The following is a 16,042-nucleotide window of genomic DNA, read 5'->3' as shown; positions in this document are numbered from 1 at the left end:
AGCCGGCCCCGCAGGCCAGCCCGGTCAGATGCCACCTGATGCTGCAGCAGTCCCGTGTCCGCCAGAACGGCGGCGACTTCCTTCAGAGTCGCGTAGGACCATGCTGGCTGTGGTGCGGCCATTCCTCAGACCACCGCATGATCGTGGGAAATGGGCGCGGGTTGGGTGAGCAGGTCAGTAGTCACTGGCCAACTCCGACTCGTACAGTGCCTTGGCGCTCTGGGCATCGCGGATCGCCTCCCGCACGCGAGGCTTGGTGAGGTCGAGGACGCGTAGCACGCCGCCAGTCTCGGCCACGGACTCGACGCGGCGGAAGTCGTTCGCGAACCGCTCTGCGAAGTCAGCCAGTCCTCGGAGTTTTGGCAGGGCGTCGGAGAGATGGTGCCCGTGCGGGTCTACAAGGTCCACGGCGACGCTGCCGTCATGGTTGGTGCCGAAGAAGAGAAAGTCCGGGCGCAACGCCTTCCAGTCACCCATCTCGTCCTTGTAGGCCACGGCGAGGGATTCCTTTGCGGCCCGGTCGGGGTTGCGGTACCAGCCCTGGAAGCCGGGCTGCGCGGATTCGGAGTCGAGGACCTTGCGCTCCCACTCGTTCAAGGTGATCGGGACCGTCCCGTCCGCGGATGCGAGCAGATGCATCTCGCGGGTGGGCAAGTTCTCCTCGGTGCCGTCCGGGTGGCGCACTTTGGTGTCGGCCTGGCCGTTCTTCGGCGTAGTGAGGCTGATCGGCTCCGGGATGGTGGACATCGACTCCAGACCGTCGTACTCGGCCTGGCGCTCGTCGGTCAGTCCCTTGCGTGCGACGCGGGTCTGCGTGAGCCAGTCACGGGCCAGCGCATCTGCCTCGGCTTCGACGGCCTGCGCGATCTCGGGAACTCGCCCGAGCGAGGCGAGGGCGATGTGGGCTTCGAGGAGTTCATCCTCGTCGCCGTCTGGCCCGACCAGGTGATCGACGTAGGAAGCGCACAATGCCGGGCTCAGCACGCGGGTGGACGTGCGGTAGTAGTCCTCGATGGCGCGCGGGTCAGCACTGACAGAGAACGCACGGTAGGATAACCCGCCGCCGACTCGGCCTCGGACTTCCTCGCCTTCCATCGTAAGCACGTCCTCGCGGGCCTTCGCGATCTTCTCCTTGTACTGCACCGCGCGCCCGTCAAGGACGGCGTGGAGGTGCTTGTGCGCTTGTTCCACGGCCTCATCTATGAGGTGGTCCTTCGACAGCGCCGTAGCCAGTGCGGTGAGCCTGCGGATGGGCTTGACGCTCTTCTTCGGGATCGTCACCGAGGGGATGGCTGAGAACCGCTCCCACACCGCCTGAGCGATGGCCGGGTTCGGATGCAGCGGGATCGGGTCGAACAGCACCCTGCGACCCAGACCGCCGCCACCGTCCTCTCCTTCGTCGGCATCCTTGCTCGTCGCGCCCTTCATCAACAATTCCGCGACCCCGGTCGCGGTCTTCCGGTCGAAGAGCGGCAGCAGGCAGTCCACCGAGTTCAGCAGTTCGTTGCCGGGGATGCGCCGAGCCAGCGGTGTGCGCATCATCCGCCCGAGCAACTGCGTGATGTGGGTGCGGTCCTTGGCCGGACGGAACGAGACGAGCACCTCGGCTCGCGGGCAGTCCCAGCCGGTGGAAATCGCGCTCTTGGCCAGCAACACCCGCACATGAGTCGCGTCCTGCACCCGCTGCGGCTCGATGTAGGGCACGATCTGCTGCCCGATGGTTAGGTCGGTGTGCTCACCAAAGACGTTCGCCACGGCGTCGTAGGGCAACTCCGGCCACGCCTCGTAGATCGTGTCCAGTGTCCGCGTGAGCGTCTCCTGCGAGGGCTTGTCCCCGACCTGAACCACCAGGAGCGGACGGACGGCCTCAGCCTCGCCCTGCTCGTGTGCGTAGTCCTCCCACGCTGCCTGGGAGGCCTTGATCTTCTCGACAGCCTTGGTGAGCAGCACCGTCTCGAACGCGCCGTCCTCGGCGGGGATCGACAGTGCGATGTCGTCCTTCAACAGACCGGAGGCCTGCACGAGCGCGGAGTCCACCTGCACCGACGGCAGCGCGTCCCGGCCCTTGGCATCTTTCATTGCGGCCTCGAAGCGCTCGACCGTGGCCGAGATGCCGAACACCACCGGCATGGGTGGCACCGCGTTCTGGCCGTTGATGAGCCGTTGCACGATGGTGGACCGTTCACTCGCCCGTGTCCCCATGCCTCGATGCGCTTCGTCCAGCACGAGGTAGAGGGTCAGGTCCTCGTTGGCGATGGTGTTGGTGATCGTGTCGTAAATCGAGGACTGTGCGTTGTCAGGGCGGCTCAAAGGCTCGAACAAGCCTGCGGCGGACGACTCGGTCCGACCCGTAGCGCCGCGGACCAGTCTCGAGTTCTTGCTCAACTTCTGTGTGTTGAGGAAGTAGACCATTCGCGGGCGGAAGTGGACATCGGTGAAGTCCGCAGACACAGGTTGAAGCCGATAATCCAGTTCGCTCGCAGCCGCCTGAATGCGGGCACGCGATTGCTCGTTCAACGCTGGATCATCTGAAAACCAGAGGACTACAGCACCTGGGTCGGGCGCGAAATCAAACTCGTCGTTCCCGTAGAACAGCGCCTCGATCACTGCCGCGGCCATGACGGTCTTGCCCGCGCCTGTGGTTGCCGTGAGTGAGAACTGCGAGAGCGCACCGTAGCGACGGTAGGAATCTCGGGCTCGATCTAGGTTCCGCAGCACATCCCGGACGGCTTCGGCCTGGTAGTCCTTCAGCGTGTAACGCATCTACAGGCTCCGTCCCGTGTTGATCTCGAAGTTCTGGAGGTACGACTCGTAGAGCCTCACCGGCAGGACACCGTTGGGCAGTTCCCGGCACACCATCTGGAAGGCACTGTCGTCGTCCGTGACGACGTACGCGATCTCAATGCCCTCCCGCGTGCTCACAGCAGCAACGAACTCATCGGCCTGATCCAGGTTCTCCAAAACGCCATAGGCCTCAGCCACGTCCCAGCCGTCCTCACCGAGGTCGTAGATGATCCGACCGCGCGATCCGGCCCGCAGCCACAGCATCGGCGCGACCCGCTCGAACGCGCGATTGTGCCGGACCGACAGCGGTGCCTCGTGGGTGAGGGTGAAGAACGCGGCGTTCTGCTCGAAGCCCTCCGACATGGGGAACTCGTCAGTGAACTTGTAGTCGCCCTTGATCGGCGCGCCCTCCGGGGTCTGGCCGGAGATCGCAGCCGTGAGGCGCGGCTTCGTGATGTAGTCGCAGATGCCCAGCGCCTCCCAGTCGGAATCTCCAGGGCGTAGCCCTTTCTGACGGAGCCCTGCCTGCTCATCAGCCGAGACCTCGTTGTTGGTCACCGAGATGCATTGACGGCGGCCACCGTCCTGCCGGTTCAGGCGCATCACCGCGTGCGCCGTCGTCCCGCTCCCGCTGAAGAAATCCAGTACTACAGCCTCAGACTTTCCCTTCACGAAGAACCGCAGCGCGTCCTCCACCGCGTAAAGAGATTTCGGGAACGGGAACTTACGGCCCGGCAGTAGTTTTGGAATGATCTGAGTTCCGTAGCGCGTAGCGTCATGAGATGGGATTTTCCAGAGAGTGCCTGGAATGAATGTAGGTCTGTGATCTCCTGAAACAGCGAACGATCCGTCCCAGTTCCTACCCTCGGTTGCAATCTTGCCAGAGAGAATCTCCTCTCTGCTGGTTCGCGCGAGATATTGAATAGCCGTCCGGTCACCATTCCATTTCCCCGCTCTGAGGAACCCCTCGGCACGTAAGCGTTCAGCGCTATCCGCAGATACCTGCCAACGCCGCAACTCGCCATCCCGACCGACAGGCCAAACCGCAACGGTGCCCGGCGGTGGTCTTAGCAGCGCGAAGTCATCGCCATGATGTGGGCTGCCGAAACTGTGGATGCGCGCCCCCTCTTCAGCCTGCTCAACGAAGATCGGATAGAACATCGATGGCCGGTCTTCCCTTCTCCGCTCGCTACCTGTGCGAAGCAGCGAGGGCCAGTTGATGTTCTTTTTGGGAGCATCTCCTGTCCCGCTGCGCCAAGCATCGTCCAGAGCAAGCGCTAAAGGAGTCGCGTTTCCCAATCCGACAAAGAAGATGTACTCATCAGTTCTATAGAACTGCCTATTCCTCGGATTTCCCTGCGGTGCGATCTGGGCGGCGACCATCTGAATCCGTGCCTCAGGGAACGTCTGTTCCAGCAGCAGACCCAATCGCAGGTACTCTTTCTCATCGATCGTGACGATGAGCACGGAGTCCTCCGGGTTGAGCAACTCGCGCGCGATCTTCAACCGTCGTTCCATGAATGCCAGCCACTTCGAGTGCCGGTAGTCGTCATCGCTGGCGACGTAATCGTTGTTGTACTTCCAGTCCTTCGCCCCGGTGTTGTACGGCGGATCGATGTAGATGGCGTCGATGGAGTGCCGATGCGTGTACGTCAGCATCTCCAGTGCGTGGTAGTTCTCGGCGTTGATTACCGTGTGGAAGGTCTTGTCCCCGCCTCGCTCGACCCTGCCCGTCTCCACGAGGCCGGGGTAGATGCGATCCCGGAACTCTGCGACAACCACCACGTCGTCAGCGACTACAGCCTGGGTCTCGGGCTCCTCGGCGTCCAACTCCGCGAGGTGCGCCACCCGTTGTCCATCGACGCGCTCGATCCGCGTCACTCGCCACAGCCGCTGGTCCCCGCCCTTGGTCTCCCCGCGAGGCGGAAGCACCCGCACCTTGTCTCCACGTCGCACCGGCCTGCCGGGCAACTCGACGGCCTCGGGCTGATGCTGCTCAAAGACGAGTCCGAACGTTCGACGCTTAGTGAGCGCTGCGATCTCGGCTTCCAGGTCAGCACCGAGTTGCGGGTCCGCCTTGCGCGCCTGCCGCAGTAGTTCCGTCAGTCGCGACAATGGTGTGCCTTCCTCGCCCGCACCGATGACCTCACTCTTTTACTTCTTACCCGCAGAGGTTAATCCGCTACGGAACTCCACCGAGTCTCGGTCTGACAGACTCACCGGGACACCTCATTCATCACCAGTTCGAAAAGGCGGCTTGGATCGTTAGTCGCACCCTGCCCGCCTCGGTCAAGTACAGCTCGCACATAGTCTGGACGATTTGATCCCGAGTACACAATTAGCGGAGTCCGGTCGCCGCGCTCTCTGATCGCATCCAGTAGCGCGAACCCCTCCTGCGGACCTTCAACCCTGCCCATGTCTGAGATTATGGCCTGGAAAGCACTCCCATTCAGCAACTCCAGCGCGCGCGCTGTGTTCGGGGCCCAGACAGTAGATACGCCGGCAGCCTTTAGCATGGCCCGTTCGTACACGATCGAATCCTCGTCATCGTCCACCCAAAGGACGCGCTTGGCGTCGACTTCGGCGGCCCTGCCATACGCATCTATCACCTGCTTTTGCCGCTCGTAGCTGAGCGCTCGGCCTGTTTTCGCTTTCTGCGCGCTGTTGATTTGATGCAGGAGATCAGCTCCATCCGCCACGAGTGCGCTGGGCACAGAACTCGAACCATCACCGTAGAAACCAGGTTCGCCTTCACCCTTGAGGCGGAGGCGAAAGTTAAAATGTCCCGGAAGGGCGATTTCAGGCAGATCAAGCTCGCTGCGGAGGCTCTTTCGAAGGCTCTCGATGACCGGCACAAGTGAAGAGCTCTTTCCTCCCACGAAATCCTGCTGGAAGCGATTCGCCGCATCAATCTCTTGCTGACCACCTAGGAGCATCACGTCAGCAAGCGCTCCCTCGAGATTGTCTCGACGCTGCGAACTAATATTCTCCCGCTCGGAGGCATCGATCAGTTTTCGGTAAGCATCGAGCAGGAAGTTCACCCTCTGAGACCGCCTGGCGCTGACCGCTTCCCTCCGCAGTGTGAGTTTATGGACGACGAAGCCGCCGACCAACGCACCGAGTACCGCTGATCCCAATGGGATCAGCGGCTCCCACCAAGTCACTTCTTACCCCCAGAGGTTAGTCCGCTACGGAACTCCACGACGTCGCCGTCGGCCATCACGTAGTCCTTGCCCTCCATGCGGACCTTGCCGGCGGATTTGGCGTCGGCCATGGAGCCAGCGGCGACGAGGTCGTCGAAGGAGACGACCTCGGCCTTGATGAAGCCCTTCTGGAAGTCGGTGTGGATGACGCCCGCCGCCTGGGGGGCCGTCCACCCCTGGCGAATCGTCCACGCGCGGGACTCCTTGGGGCCGGCGGTGAGGTAGGTCTGGAGGCCGAGGGTGCGGAAGCCCTTGTGGGCGAGCTGGTCGAGGCCACGCTCGGTGACGCCGACCGACTCCAGAAGCTCGGCGGCGTCCTCGTCGTCGAGCTCGGCGACCTCGGACTCGAGCTTCGCGTTGAGGAAGATCGCCTCGGCCGGGGACACGAGGTCCTGGAGACGCGCCTGGAGATCGGTGTCGGTGAGCTGGTCCTCGTCGACGTTGAAGACGTAGAGGAACGGCTTGGTCGTCATGAGCCCGAGTTCACGCAGGAGGGTGAGGTCGACGCCCTTCTTCGTGAGCTCCTCGCTCTTACCGAACAGCGTGTCACCGGCCTCGAGGACCTCGTTCGCCGCCGTCGCCGCCGCGAGGACGGCCGGGTCGGCCTTCTTGCCCTTGACCTCCTTCTCGAGGCGGGGGATCGCCTTCTCGAGGGTCTGCAGGTCGGCGAGGATGAGCTCGGTGTTGATCGTCTCCATGTCGGAGGCCGGGTCGATGCGACCGTCGACGTGGGTCACGTCGTCGTCGTCGAACGCGCGCACGACCTGGCAGATCGCGTCGGCCTCACGGATGTTCGCGAGGAACTTGTTGCCCAGCCCCTCACCGGTGGAGGCGCCGCGGACGATGCCGGCGATATCGACGAAACTCACCGTCGCGGGCAGGATCTTCTCGCTGCCGAAGATCGAGGCGAGGGTGTTCAGCCGCGGGTCGGGCAACGGCACGACACCGACGTTCGGCTCGATCGTCGCGAACGGGTAGTTCGCGGCGAGCACGTTGTTCTTCGTCAAGGCATTGAACATGGTGCTCTTGCCGACGTTGGGGAGACCGACGATTCCGATGGTGAGTGCCACGGGGCCGGAGTCTATCGGCTCACGGAGACGACCTCGGGCGCGCAGGGCACGGACGCCGGACGGGCGGTCTGCCGACGGCCTCGTGCACGGATGATCAGGGCGCGTGGCGGCGATCGCACTCATTCACAGCGCTCCTGACGGCGACCGTCGAGCAGTCCTACGCTGCGGGCGTTCTTACCCGCGGGTAACGACGCCTGCGGGTGCCCCCCAGGAGTTCCCCATGAACATGCGCAGCCTCACAGTCGCGGCGGCGACAGCCCTCACCGTCGCGCTCACCACCCCGCTGTCGGCCCTGGCCGTCGAACCCACTCCTCCCCCCGCGCCGAGCCCCACGGCGAGCTCGACCGCGAGTTCCGAGCCGGCTCCGAGCGAGGTCACCGACCCGATCATGTCGCCCCACAGCCCCAACGGTGTCCCCGCCGGCCCGGTGGGACGCCCCTACCTCACGTGGCCACTCGCCTCGTCCCACTCCAAGCTCCACCCCGGCTCGCGCCCGATGGGCGCGAACGACTGTTCCTGCCGTCCCTCTCCGGGGACCCGGCCCGTCGTCCTCATCCCGGGCACGGGCGAGGACGCGTTCGCGACCTGGTCGCTCTACGCCCCTCAGCTCAAGGCCGCGGGCCTGTGCGTCTACACCTTCAACGTCAACCCGGTGACCAACCCGATGGACGAGGCCAAGCCATTCTCGGGACACATCCGTAGCTCGGCGGCGTTCCTCGGCACCTTCGTCGACCGCGTTCTCGCGAGCACGGGCGCCGACAAGGTGGACCTCGTCGGCCACTCCCAGGGCGGCGGCCCCCTTCCCCGCGCCTACCTCAAGTACGAGGGCGGGTCGGCCAAGGTGGCCCGTCTCATCGGTCTCGTGCCGTCCAACCACGGCACCACGGTCTACGGCCTGCAGAAGCTGCTCGCCAGGGAGGGAACCGCCTCGAACTGGCTGCTCACGACCAATGCCCGGCTGCACAACAACTACGCCCTGCCCGAGCAGCTCGTGGGGTCGCCGTTCCTCACCGATCTCAACAAGGGCGGCATGACCCAGCCCGGTGTGGAGTACACGGTCATCACGACCCGGTACGACGACGTCGTGACGCCCTACACCAACGCCGTCATCGACGAGCCCGGCGTGAAGAACATCGTCATGCAGGACCTGTGCACGCTCGACCACACCGACCACTTCGGGTTCACCTACGACCCGGTCGCGCTCCAGGTCGTCATCAACACCCTGCGTCCGGAGAAGGCCACGCCGCTGAAGTGCGTGTACGTGCCCGGATACATCCAGTGACGCGGGCCCCGCCCGCCTGAGCCATCGCCTCGGTGGTCAGGCGGGCGGATTCCACCCCTGCGGGATGCGGACGCTGCACAGCTGCCGTGACTGCGCGACGAGCGCGCCGCGGGAGTCCCAGATGAGGGCGTCCTCCTCCATGAGCCCGCCGGTGAGGATCGAGGAGTGCGTCGCCATCTGCAGCCACCCGGGCGCCGGGCGGCCGCGGACGTGACCGCTGAACTCGAGGGTGGGGGCCCACCCGCCGATGCCCAGATCGAACGACACCGGCGGCATCGCATCGAGGAAGAAGAGCAACGACAACGGGTCGGCGTCGCGACCGTCGGCGAACCGGATCCACGCCCGCATCTGCCCACGACCGGAGGGCTTGCCCATCGCCCATCCGGCCGTCGACGGGTCGAGGCGCAGATCGAGTCGGTGCATGAGCGGCGGCGCCTGCATGGGGCCGCCGGTGCGCGCCTGCGCCGCGTCGACGCACTCCTCCGGGCTCGGCATGCTCACCGGCTCGACGCTGCGGTGCACCGGCGAGGCGACGTCGAGGTCGCCGTACGTCGCGAGGGCCCGCATGCGTTCGACGCGCCCACCGTCGGGGCCGTCCTGGGTGACGACCGCCTCCGCCGTGGAGAACGTGCGCCCCCGCCGCAGGACCTCGGTGTCGACGCGCAGGTCACCGTCCGCACCCGCGGAGAGGAAGTGGGCCGAGAACGCGAGCGGGTCGGCGTGCGGCGTCGGCCCCTCCCCGAGCACCCGGGTGAGGGCTGCGGCGGCGGTCGCCATGACGACCCCGCCGTTGACCGCCGGGCCGATCGCCCAGTCCTGCGCGAAACGACCGGTGAACGTGCCCGCGTCGGCGCCGGGGGCGAGCCGCGTCGCGGTGTCGAATTCAGATGCCATGACCGAGGTCTACCAGACGCCCCCGACACCCCGTCCACGCGGGTTCCCGTGCACGTGGGAAGGGTTGTCGGAGCCGACTGCGAGAGTGCGCCCCATGGAGATCTCCGCGCTCGGCGTCATGCTCGTGTTCGTCGTCGGTGCCGTCCTCGGGGCGGTGACGGCGTGGTTCGCGGCCGCCTCACGGTACGCCGCGCCGCTCGCCGCCGCGGGCGCCGAACGCGATGTCCTGCGGGCGCGGGTCGAGGAGCTCCGGCGCCGGGAGGACGACGACGAGGAGGTCATGGCCGCCCTCGCCCCGGTCACCTCGGCGCTGGCCCGGGTCGAACGGCAGGTCGGGGTCCTCGAGCGGGACCGGGTCGAACAGTACGGCCGCCTCGGCGAACGGTTGGGCGAGGTCGTCCGCAGCACGCGCGCCCTGCACCAGGAGACGTCCTCCCTCGCCGGCTCCCTCAACTCCTCCACGACCCGCGGCATGTGGGGTGAGGTGCAGCTTCGGCGTCTTCTCGAGCACGCGGGTCTGCTCGCGCGCTGCGACTTCGACGAACAGGCCTCGGCCGAGAACGCGCGGGCCCAGGCCGTGCGCCCCGACGTCGTCGTGCGACTCCCCGGAGGCAAGTCCCTCGTCGTCGACGCCAAGGCCCCGCTCACGGCGTTCCTGTCGGCGCAGGCCCCCGAACTCGACGAGGCACGGCGCCGCCAACTCCTCGGGGCTCACGCCGCCGCACTCCGCGGGCACGTCGAGACGCTCGCCCGAAAGGAGTACTGGACGGCGTTCTCCCCCTCCCCCGAGATGGTCGTGTGCTTCGTCCCCGCCGACGCGGTGCTGGCCGCCGCGCTCGACGCCGATCCGTCGCTGTTCGACCACGCGATGGGTCGACGGGTCGTCCTCGCCTCCCCCGCGACGCTGCTCGCCCTCCTGCGAACGGTGGCGCACACCTGGCAGCAGGACGCCCTCACCGAGAACGCCCGCGAACTCCTCGACCTCGGTCGTGAGCTCTACGACCGCCTCGGCACCCTCGGTGGACACGTCGGCAAGGTCGGTGGGGCCTTGCGGCGCAGTGTCGAGGCGTACAACGCGATGGTCGGCGCGATGGAGTCGCGCGTCTTCGTCACCGCCCGGCGGATGCACGAGCTCGGGCTCGCCCACGAGGCGCCCGCCACGCTTACCGCGCTCAAGGCGACACCCCGTCCGCTCACCGCCGTCGAACTCCTCGACGGGCTGGAGGACGGATCTCTCGCGCGCGACCGACGATTCCTCGCGGCGAACGTGCCTCCCCCGCAGGATCAGGCTGCCGCGGCGGCCGACGACACGCGTACGGGATGAGCGAGTGCGGCCGCGGGAGGGCGGTCGGCCCTCAGCGCAACGACGCTCCCGCGTCGGACTTCACCTTGGCCTGGTAGGGGATGCCGCGGGCCTTGAGGTCCTTGCGCAGGTCGGCGGGGAGGGCGAAGAGCAGGCTCTCCTCGGCGGCGACCACGGGCTCGACGTCCGTGTAGCCGCGGTCGGCGAGCGCGGCGAGCACGTCGTTGACGAGAATCTCCGGCACCGACGCACCGCTGCTGAGGCCGACGGTTCGCACGCCCTCGAACCACGAGTCGTCGATCTCGTCGGCGTAATCGACGAGATGGCCCGCCGTCGCGCCGTGTTCGAGGGCGACCTCGACGAGACGCACGGAGTTCGAGGAGTTCCGCGATCCCACGACGAGCATGAGGTCGACCCGGTCGGCCATGGCCCGAACCGCCCCCTGGCGGTTCTGCGTGGCGTAGCAGATGTCGTCGCTCGGCGGATCCTGCAGGTGGGGGAACTTCTCGCGCAGGCGACGGACGGTCTCCATGGTCTCGTCGACGCTCAAGGTCGTCTGCGAGAGCCACACGACCTTCTCCGGGTCACGCACCTCGACTCGTGCGACGTCGTCGGGGCCGTCCACGAGGGTGATGTGCTCGGGCGCCTCACCGGCGGTCCCGATGACCTCCTCGTGCCCCTCGTGACCGATGAGGAGGATGTCGTAGTCCTCCCCCGCGAACCGCTGGGCCTCACGGTGCACCTTGGTGACCAGCGGACAGGTGGCGTCGATCGCCCGGAGCGACCGCGTCTGGGCCTCCTCGTGGACCACGGGGGCCACCCCGTGCGCCGAGAACACGACCGTGGCACCCTCGGGCACCTCGTCGGTCTCCTCGACGAACACGGCGCCGCGCCGTTCGAGCACGGTGACGACGTGCTTGTTGTGGACGATCTGCTTGCGCACGTACACCGGCGCACCGTAGAGCTCGAGCGCCTTCTCCACCGTGACCACGGCGCGGTCGACGCCCGCGCAGTACCCGCGCGGGGCGGCCAGCAGGACTCGCTTGTCGTTCATCGCTTCGTCAGTCACGCCTCCCATCCTAGAGAGGCGTCCCGAACGCCGCCTGGACGCACCGGCCCCCGCCGGGCCACGGGGCGGCGCAGCACCGGCGGGGCGCAGGTGCGCTGGCATACTGGCGCGCGTGAGCGAGCCCCTGCCCGCCAAGGCGGCCGAGACGACCGCCGAGCGCCCCTGGCCGCTGCGGCTCCTCTCGATGAAGATCACCGAGTACGTGGACAAGATGTCCCCGGTGTGGATCGAGGGACAGATCGTCCAGCTCAACCGCCGTCCCGGGGCACGGTCGTGTTTCGTCACCCTCCGCGACGCCGACGTCGACATGTCGATGACGGTGACCGTCCCCACCGTCGTGCTCGACCGGATGCCCATCACCGAGGGCAGCCGCGTCGTCACCCACGCCAAGCCGACGTACTGGAGCAAACGCGGCACCCTCCAGCTCGAGGCGCGCGACATGCGCCCGGTCGGCGAGGGCGAACTCCTCGCCCGGCTGGAGCACCTCAAACGTGTGCTCGCGTCGGAGGGACTGTTCGCCGCCGACCGCAAGCGCTCCCTGCCCTTCCTGCCGCAGCGGGTCGGTCTCGTGTGCGGACGGGCGAGCGCCGCGATGCGGGACGTGCTCGACAACGCCCGCCGCCGGTGGCCGGCGGTGGAGTTCGAGGTGCGGGAGGTGCCGGTGCAGGGCACCGACGCGGTGCTCGCCGTCACCGCAGCACTGACGGAGCTCGACACCCACCCGCAGGTCGACGTCATCGTCATCACCCGCGGGGGTGGCTCGTTCGAGGATCTCCTGCCGTTCAGCAACGAGTCCCTGATCCGGGCGGTCGCCGCGGCACGCACGCCGGTCGTCAGCGCGATCGGCCACGAGGTCGACACCCCCCTGCTCGATTTCGTCGCCGACCTCCGCGCCTCGACTCCCACCGACGCCGCGAAGCGCATCGTGCCGGACGTCGAGGTCGAGCGCGCGGGCATCGCGCAGCTCGCCGGCCGAGCGCGCGCGGCCGTCGCCGCCCGCCTCGCGAGCGAACGTCGTCACCTGCAGGTGATCCGATCACGCCCGGTCCTCACGGACCCGCACGCCACCCTCGCCCCCCACCGCGAGGTCCTCGCGCGGCACCGCGAGCGCGGGGAACGCGCACTCACTCGACGCCTCGACGGCGAGCGGGCACGGGTGAGCGCGTTGTCGGCGCAGCTCAGGGCCCTGTCACCGCAGGGGACGCTCGACCGCGGCTACGCGATCGTCCTCCACGCCGACGGGCGGGTGGTCACCGATCGCGAGGACGTGGAGGTCGGTGAGATCCTGCGGGTCAAGGTCGCCCGTGGAGACTTCGGGGTCCGCCCCGTGACCAGGAGAAAGGCACGCGCATGACCGACGACTCCCTCGACGACGCCGGGGCAGGCACCCGCACGGAGGACGACCTCGTCGAGGTCCTCGACCCCGCCGATGCCGGGGCAGCCGGCGTCGACGGCGCCGGTCCCGCCACGGACCCGACGAGCAGCCGACCCGACGTGTCCGGCCTCTCCTACGAGGAGGCGCGCGACAAGCTCGTCGAGACGGTCTCCCGGTTGGAGTCGGGCCAGGCCGATCTCGAGGCGAGCGTCGCCCTGTGGGAACTGGGCGAGGCGCTGGCCGCCCACTGCACCGCGGCCCTCGACCGCGCCGAGGCCCGTCTGGACCGCGCCCGGCCCGACCCGGGGCGAGCCTGACCCCCGTGGACGCGACTCAAACGCCGCGTCGGGCTCACTTGCCGTACGGCCGAAGGGAGCCCGCGACCTGCTCGAGGGTGGCGTAGTCGGCGAGGCCGGAGACGACCGTCGTCATGTCGCCACGGGTCCCGACGAGGCCGCGACGCGCGGGATCGCCACCGGCGGTGACCCGCGTCCACGTGGCTCCACCGACGGTGCTCGTCCCGTCCTGCCGGCCGTTCGACACGGCCTCGGCGCGCCAGGCCTCGGCCTTATCCGCCGGGGTGTCGGCGGGAATCTGTTGGACGGCGACGAACACCGAATCGTCGTCGGTGCGGGTGTACCCGACGTACCAGCTGACCGGGTCCGTGCCGTGCCGCACGCTCGTCGCCTTCCACGGGTTGCCGGGCTCCCCGAGCTGCGGGATCCACACCGTCGTCTGCGACTCCTCCTGGAGCTGCCGGGCCACGGGGGTGACGTCGACGGGCGGTTGGGTCACCGAGTCCGGCCGCGGCACGATGGCGTAGATGACGAACAGCAGCGCCGCCACCGCAGCGGTGGACAGCAGCAGGCTGCGCCAGTTGCCGCGGCCACGCGCGCGGGCGGGCGGCCCGGCGTCGACGTCGGCGCCTCCCTCGGCACCCGCTGCCGAGGCCGGAGCACCGGGGGTGATCGATGCGGGAGGCGCGCCGTGCGCGACGGACGCGTCGACGGGCGAGCTCGGGTCCTCCCGGTCGGAGGTGGTCGGCGCGGAGGTATCCGCATCCCGCGTGGAGGACCCCGAGGACCGGTCGGAGGGCGCAGAGGACGAGGGAGTCGGGGAGCTCATGGCGCCATTCTCGCGCATCCCGCCGGGTGCACCCGACGGTCACCGGGGACGCCGCGGCCCGTCCTCCGAGCCGCCCCCGAACGCAGCCGCTAGATTCCTCACATGAGGAATGAGGGCACGGCGTGAGGCCGCGCGGCCGACGCCCGGCCGGGTCGGACACCCGGGGCGACATCCTCCTCGCGGCCCGACGCACGTTCGCCGAGCGTGGGTACGACGCGACCTCGCTGCGCGGTGTGGCGCGCACGGCCGACGTGGATCCCGCGTTGGTCCACCACTACTTCACGAGCAAGTCCGACCTGTTCTTCCACGCCGTCATCGGCGACATCGAGGCCGACTCGGAGGAACGGATCCGTCCAGCCGAGATCATTGAGGGCATCATCACCGGCCCCGCGGAGTTCATGGCCCACCGCTGGACGGTCGCCTTCCTCGGCATCTGGGACCGGCCGGGAGCCTCGGACCGGCTCCTCTCCATGCTGGGCGCGGTCGCCGCTGGAGACGAGGTGCGCGCCCAGGTGGTCCAGTTCCTCCAGGGTGAGGTCTTCGCGCCGATCGCGGCGGCGGTGTCGCCCGACCGCCGGGAGACGCGGGCGCAGCTCGCCGCCTCCCACGTCATGGGGATCATCATCGCGCGGTACGTCGCCCGCCTGCCCGTCCTCGCGGCCATGCCCGCCGAGGAGGTCGCGCGTCTCACCGCCCCCAACCTGCAGCACTACCTCACGGGCGATCTGGGGTCGGAGCGCTGAGGACGGCGTCGAGCGCCCGGGCGAGGTCTCGCCAGAGGTCCTCGACGTCCTCGATCCCGACCGACAGGCGCACGAGTCCCTCGGGGACGAGGTCCGGCTCCGAGGGGTAGCGGCGTCGACGTTCCAGTTGGGACTCGACACCGCCGAGGCTCGTCGAGTGGGTCCAGAGTGTCGTCGCGGCACAGACGTGCTCGGCCGCCGTCGCCCCGCCGCGGACGTCGACGGCGAGCATCGCCCCCGAGCCGGGGTACCGCACCCGTTCGATCGCGGGGTGTTCCGCGAGGCGTGCGGCCAGGGTGGCCGCGTTGGCGCCCGCCCGGTCGACGCGCACCGCGAGAGTCCGCAGGCCGCGCAGGGCCAGCCAGACCTCCATCGGCCCCGGGACGGCCCCATGCAGGTGGCGATGGTGGAAGAGGGAGTCATAGGCACCACGCCCGCCCTCGTCCTCCGGCGTGACGAGCACCCCGAGGACGACGTCGCTGTGGCCGGAGAGGTACTTCGTCGCCGAGTGCAGGACGACGTCCGCGCCCCACTCCAGGGGGCGGGCGAGGATCGGGGTCGGGAAGGTGTTGTCGACGACGCTCCGCACGCCGACGGCACGCGCGGCGGCGAGCAGACGCGGCAGGTCGGCGACCTCCATGAGGGGGTTTCCCGGCGACTCCACCCACAGGAGCTCCGCGCCGGGGAGCGCCGACTCGACGGCGGTGACATCGGTGAGGTCGACCTCGCGCAGGGTGATGCGGCCGGTCTCGGCGGCCTCGCGAAGCAGGGTCAGCACGCCCATGTAGGCGCTCCGCGGGGCGACGACCACGCCCCCGTGCGGCACGAGCGCGAGCACGGCGGCCGCGGCCGCCATCCCCGATGCGAACACGAGCGCCCGGCCTCCCTCCAACACCCCGACGGCCTCCTCGAACGGGGTGAACGCCGGCGAGGTCTCCCGGGCGTAGGTGTGCTCACCGCCGTGGACGAACGTCGACGTGAGGACGAGCGGCGGGTTGACCGGCGACCCCGGGGCGTGCGGCCGCCCGGTGACGACGCAGCTGGTGGAGGGGGCGAGGGCCTCGGGAGGGGTCATGGGGTCCATCCTGCCCCGACGGCCCGCCTGTCCCGGACGTGGATTCGCGAGCCGGGTCGCGCCACCCCCTTGTCCTGACGGGCGGAGCGGATTAGATTTCATCATGTGGTGAATAAAGG

13 protein-coding genes are annotated in these 16,042 nt (G+C 68.4%); 5 read left to right on the top strand and 8 right to left on the bottom strand.

What is annotated here, in order from left to right; genetic code table 11:
- Positions 1–174: 174 nt before the first annotated feature.
- From RT054_RS14945 to ychF, 4 genes are all read right to left on the bottom strand, one after another.
- Entirely contained in the window at positions 175–2,763 is a 2,589-nt protein-coding gene (locus RT054_RS14945) for a DEAD/DEAH box helicase family protein (RefSeq protein WP_313025105.1), read from the bottom strand.
- The gene (locus RT054_RS14940; protein ID WP_313025102.1) at positions 2,764–4,899 is read right to left on the bottom strand and encodes a DNA methyltransferase; all 2,136 of its coding nucleotides are present in this window, start codon (positions 4,897–4,899) and stop codon (positions 2,764–2,766) included.
- Between the two features lie 101 nt (positions 4,900–5,000).
- Positions 5,001–5,825 (bottom strand): response regulator, encoded by an 825-nt coding sequence (locus RT054_RS14935; RefSeq protein WP_313025099.1) that lies wholly within the window; start codon positions 5,823–5,825, stop codon positions 5,001–5,003.
- 119 nt (positions 5,826–5,944) lie between these two features.
- Entirely contained in the window at positions 5,945–7,057 is a 1,113-nt protein-coding gene (gene ychF, locus RT054_RS14930) for a redox-regulated ATPase YchF (protein ID WP_313025095.1), read from the bottom strand.
- Between the two features lie 220 nt (positions 7,058–7,277).
- On the opposite strand from ychF, the gene RT054_RS14925 reads away from it, so the two are divergent.
- Positions 7,278–8,339: a lipase gene (locus tag RT054_RS14925; protein WP_313025093.1), complete on the top strand. Its 1,062-nt coding sequence runs from the start codon at positions 7,278–7,280 to the stop codon at positions 8,337–8,339.
- 36 nt (positions 8,340–8,375) lie between these two features.
- On the opposite strand, the gene RT054_RS14920 is transcribed toward RT054_RS14925, so the two are convergent.
- A complete protein-coding gene (locus RT054_RS14920; protein WP_312718514.1) occupies positions 8,376–9,233 on the bottom strand; it encodes a thioesterase family protein in 858 nt (285 codons plus the stop codon).
- 94 nt (positions 9,234–9,327) lie between these two features.
- Here RT054_RS14920 and RT054_RS14915 point away from each other — a divergent pair, with 94 nt between their 5' ends.
- A complete protein-coding gene (locus RT054_RS14915; protein WP_313025092.1) occupies positions 9,328–10,557 on the top strand; it encodes a DNA recombination protein RmuC in 1,230 nt (409 codons plus the stop codon).
- A gap of 31 nt (positions 10,558–10,588) precedes the next feature.
- Here the strand turns inward: RT054_RS14915 and RT054_RS14910 are convergent, their stop codons facing one another.
- A complete protein-coding gene (locus RT054_RS14910; RefSeq protein ID WP_313025088.1) occupies positions 10,589–11,614 on the bottom strand; it encodes a 4-hydroxy-3-methylbut-2-enyl diphosphate reductase in 1,026 nt (341 codons plus the stop codon).
- A gap of 103 nt (positions 11,615–11,717) precedes the next feature.
- On the opposite strand from RT054_RS14910, the gene xseA reads away from it, so the two are divergent.
- Both xseA and RT054_RS14900 read left to right on the top strand, forming a co-directional pair.
- On the top strand, positions 11,718–12,959 hold the full coding sequence (gene xseA / locus RT054_RS14905) for an exodeoxyribonuclease VII large subunit (RefSeq protein WP_313025085.1): 1,242 nt from the start codon (positions 11,718–11,720) through the stop codon (positions 12,957–12,959).
- Positions 12,956–13,297, top strand: coding sequence for an exodeoxyribonuclease VII small subunit (locus RT054_RS14900; RefSeq protein WP_313025082.1), 342 nt, complete (start codon positions 12,956–12,958; stop codon positions 13,295–13,297). Before xseA ends, RT054_RS14900 begins: the two co-directional genes overlap by 4 nt.
- Before the next feature lie 34 nt (positions 13,298–13,331).
- Here RT054_RS14900 and RT054_RS14895 read toward each other — a convergent pair whose 3' ends face one another.
- Positions 13,332–14,105, bottom strand: coding sequence for a DUF4245 family protein (locus tag RT054_RS14895; protein ID WP_313025080.1), 774 nt, complete (start codon positions 14,103–14,105; stop codon positions 13,332–13,334).
- 122 nt (positions 14,106–14,227) lie between these two features.
- Here RT054_RS14895 and RT054_RS14890 point away from each other — a divergent pair, with 122 nt between their 5' ends.
- Complete coding sequence (locus RT054_RS14890; RefSeq protein WP_313025077.1) at positions 14,228–14,848, top strand: TetR family transcriptional regulator; 621 nt, start codon at positions 14,228–14,230, stop codon at positions 14,846–14,848.
- On the opposite strand, the gene RT054_RS14885 is transcribed toward RT054_RS14890, so the two are convergent.
- The gene (locus tag RT054_RS14885; RefSeq protein WP_313025073.1) at positions 14,820–15,923 is read right to left on the bottom strand and encodes a PLP-dependent transferase; all 1,104 of its coding nucleotides are present in this window, start codon (positions 15,921–15,923) and stop codon (positions 14,820–14,822) included. The two genes, RT054_RS14890 and RT054_RS14885, sit on opposite strands and share 29 nt — an antisense overlap.
- Positions 15,924–16,042: the final 119 nt, after the last annotated feature.

The sequence above is a fragment of the Mobilicoccus sp. genome (genome assembly GCF_032060985.1).
GTDB lineage: Bacteria > Actinomycetota > Actinomycetes > Actinomycetales > Dermatophilaceae > Mobilicoccus.
This window is presented reverse-complemented; position numbering and strand designations above follow the sequence as displayed.

Bases quoted from the DNA above. Each gene is read 5' to 3' on its own strand.
- RT054_RS14945 (WP_313025105.1), bottom strand. From the start codon at position 2,763: ATGCGTTACACGCTGAAGGACTACCAGGCCGAAGCCGTCCGGGATGTG.
- RT054_RS14925 (WP_313025093.1), top strand. From the start codon at position 7,278: ATGAACATGCGCAGCCTCACAGTCGCGGCGGCGACAGCCCTCACCGTC.
- RT054_RS14920 (WP_312718514.1), bottom strand. From the start codon at position 9,233: ATGGCATCTGAATTCGACACCGCGACGCGGCTCGCCCCCGGCGCCGAC.
- RT054_RS14915 (WP_313025092.1), top strand. From the start codon at position 9,328: ATGGAGATCTCCGCGCTCGGCGTCATGCTCGTGTTCGTCGTCGGTGCC.
- RT054_RS14910 (WP_313025088.1), bottom strand. From the start codon at position 11,614: ATGGGAGGCGTGACTGACGAAGCGATGAACGACAAGCGAGTCCTGCTG.
- RT054_RS14900 (WP_313025082.1), top strand. From the start codon at position 12,956: ATGACCGACGACTCCCTCGACGACGCCGGGGCAGGCACCCGCACGGAG.
- RT054_RS14895 (WP_313025080.1), bottom strand. From the start codon at position 14,105: ATGAGCTCCCCGACTCCCTCGTCCTCTGCGCCCTCCGACCGGTCCTCG.
- RT054_RS14885 (WP_313025073.1), bottom strand. From the start codon at position 15,923: ATGACCCCTCCCGAGGCCCTCGCCCCCTCCACCAGCTGCGTCGTCACC.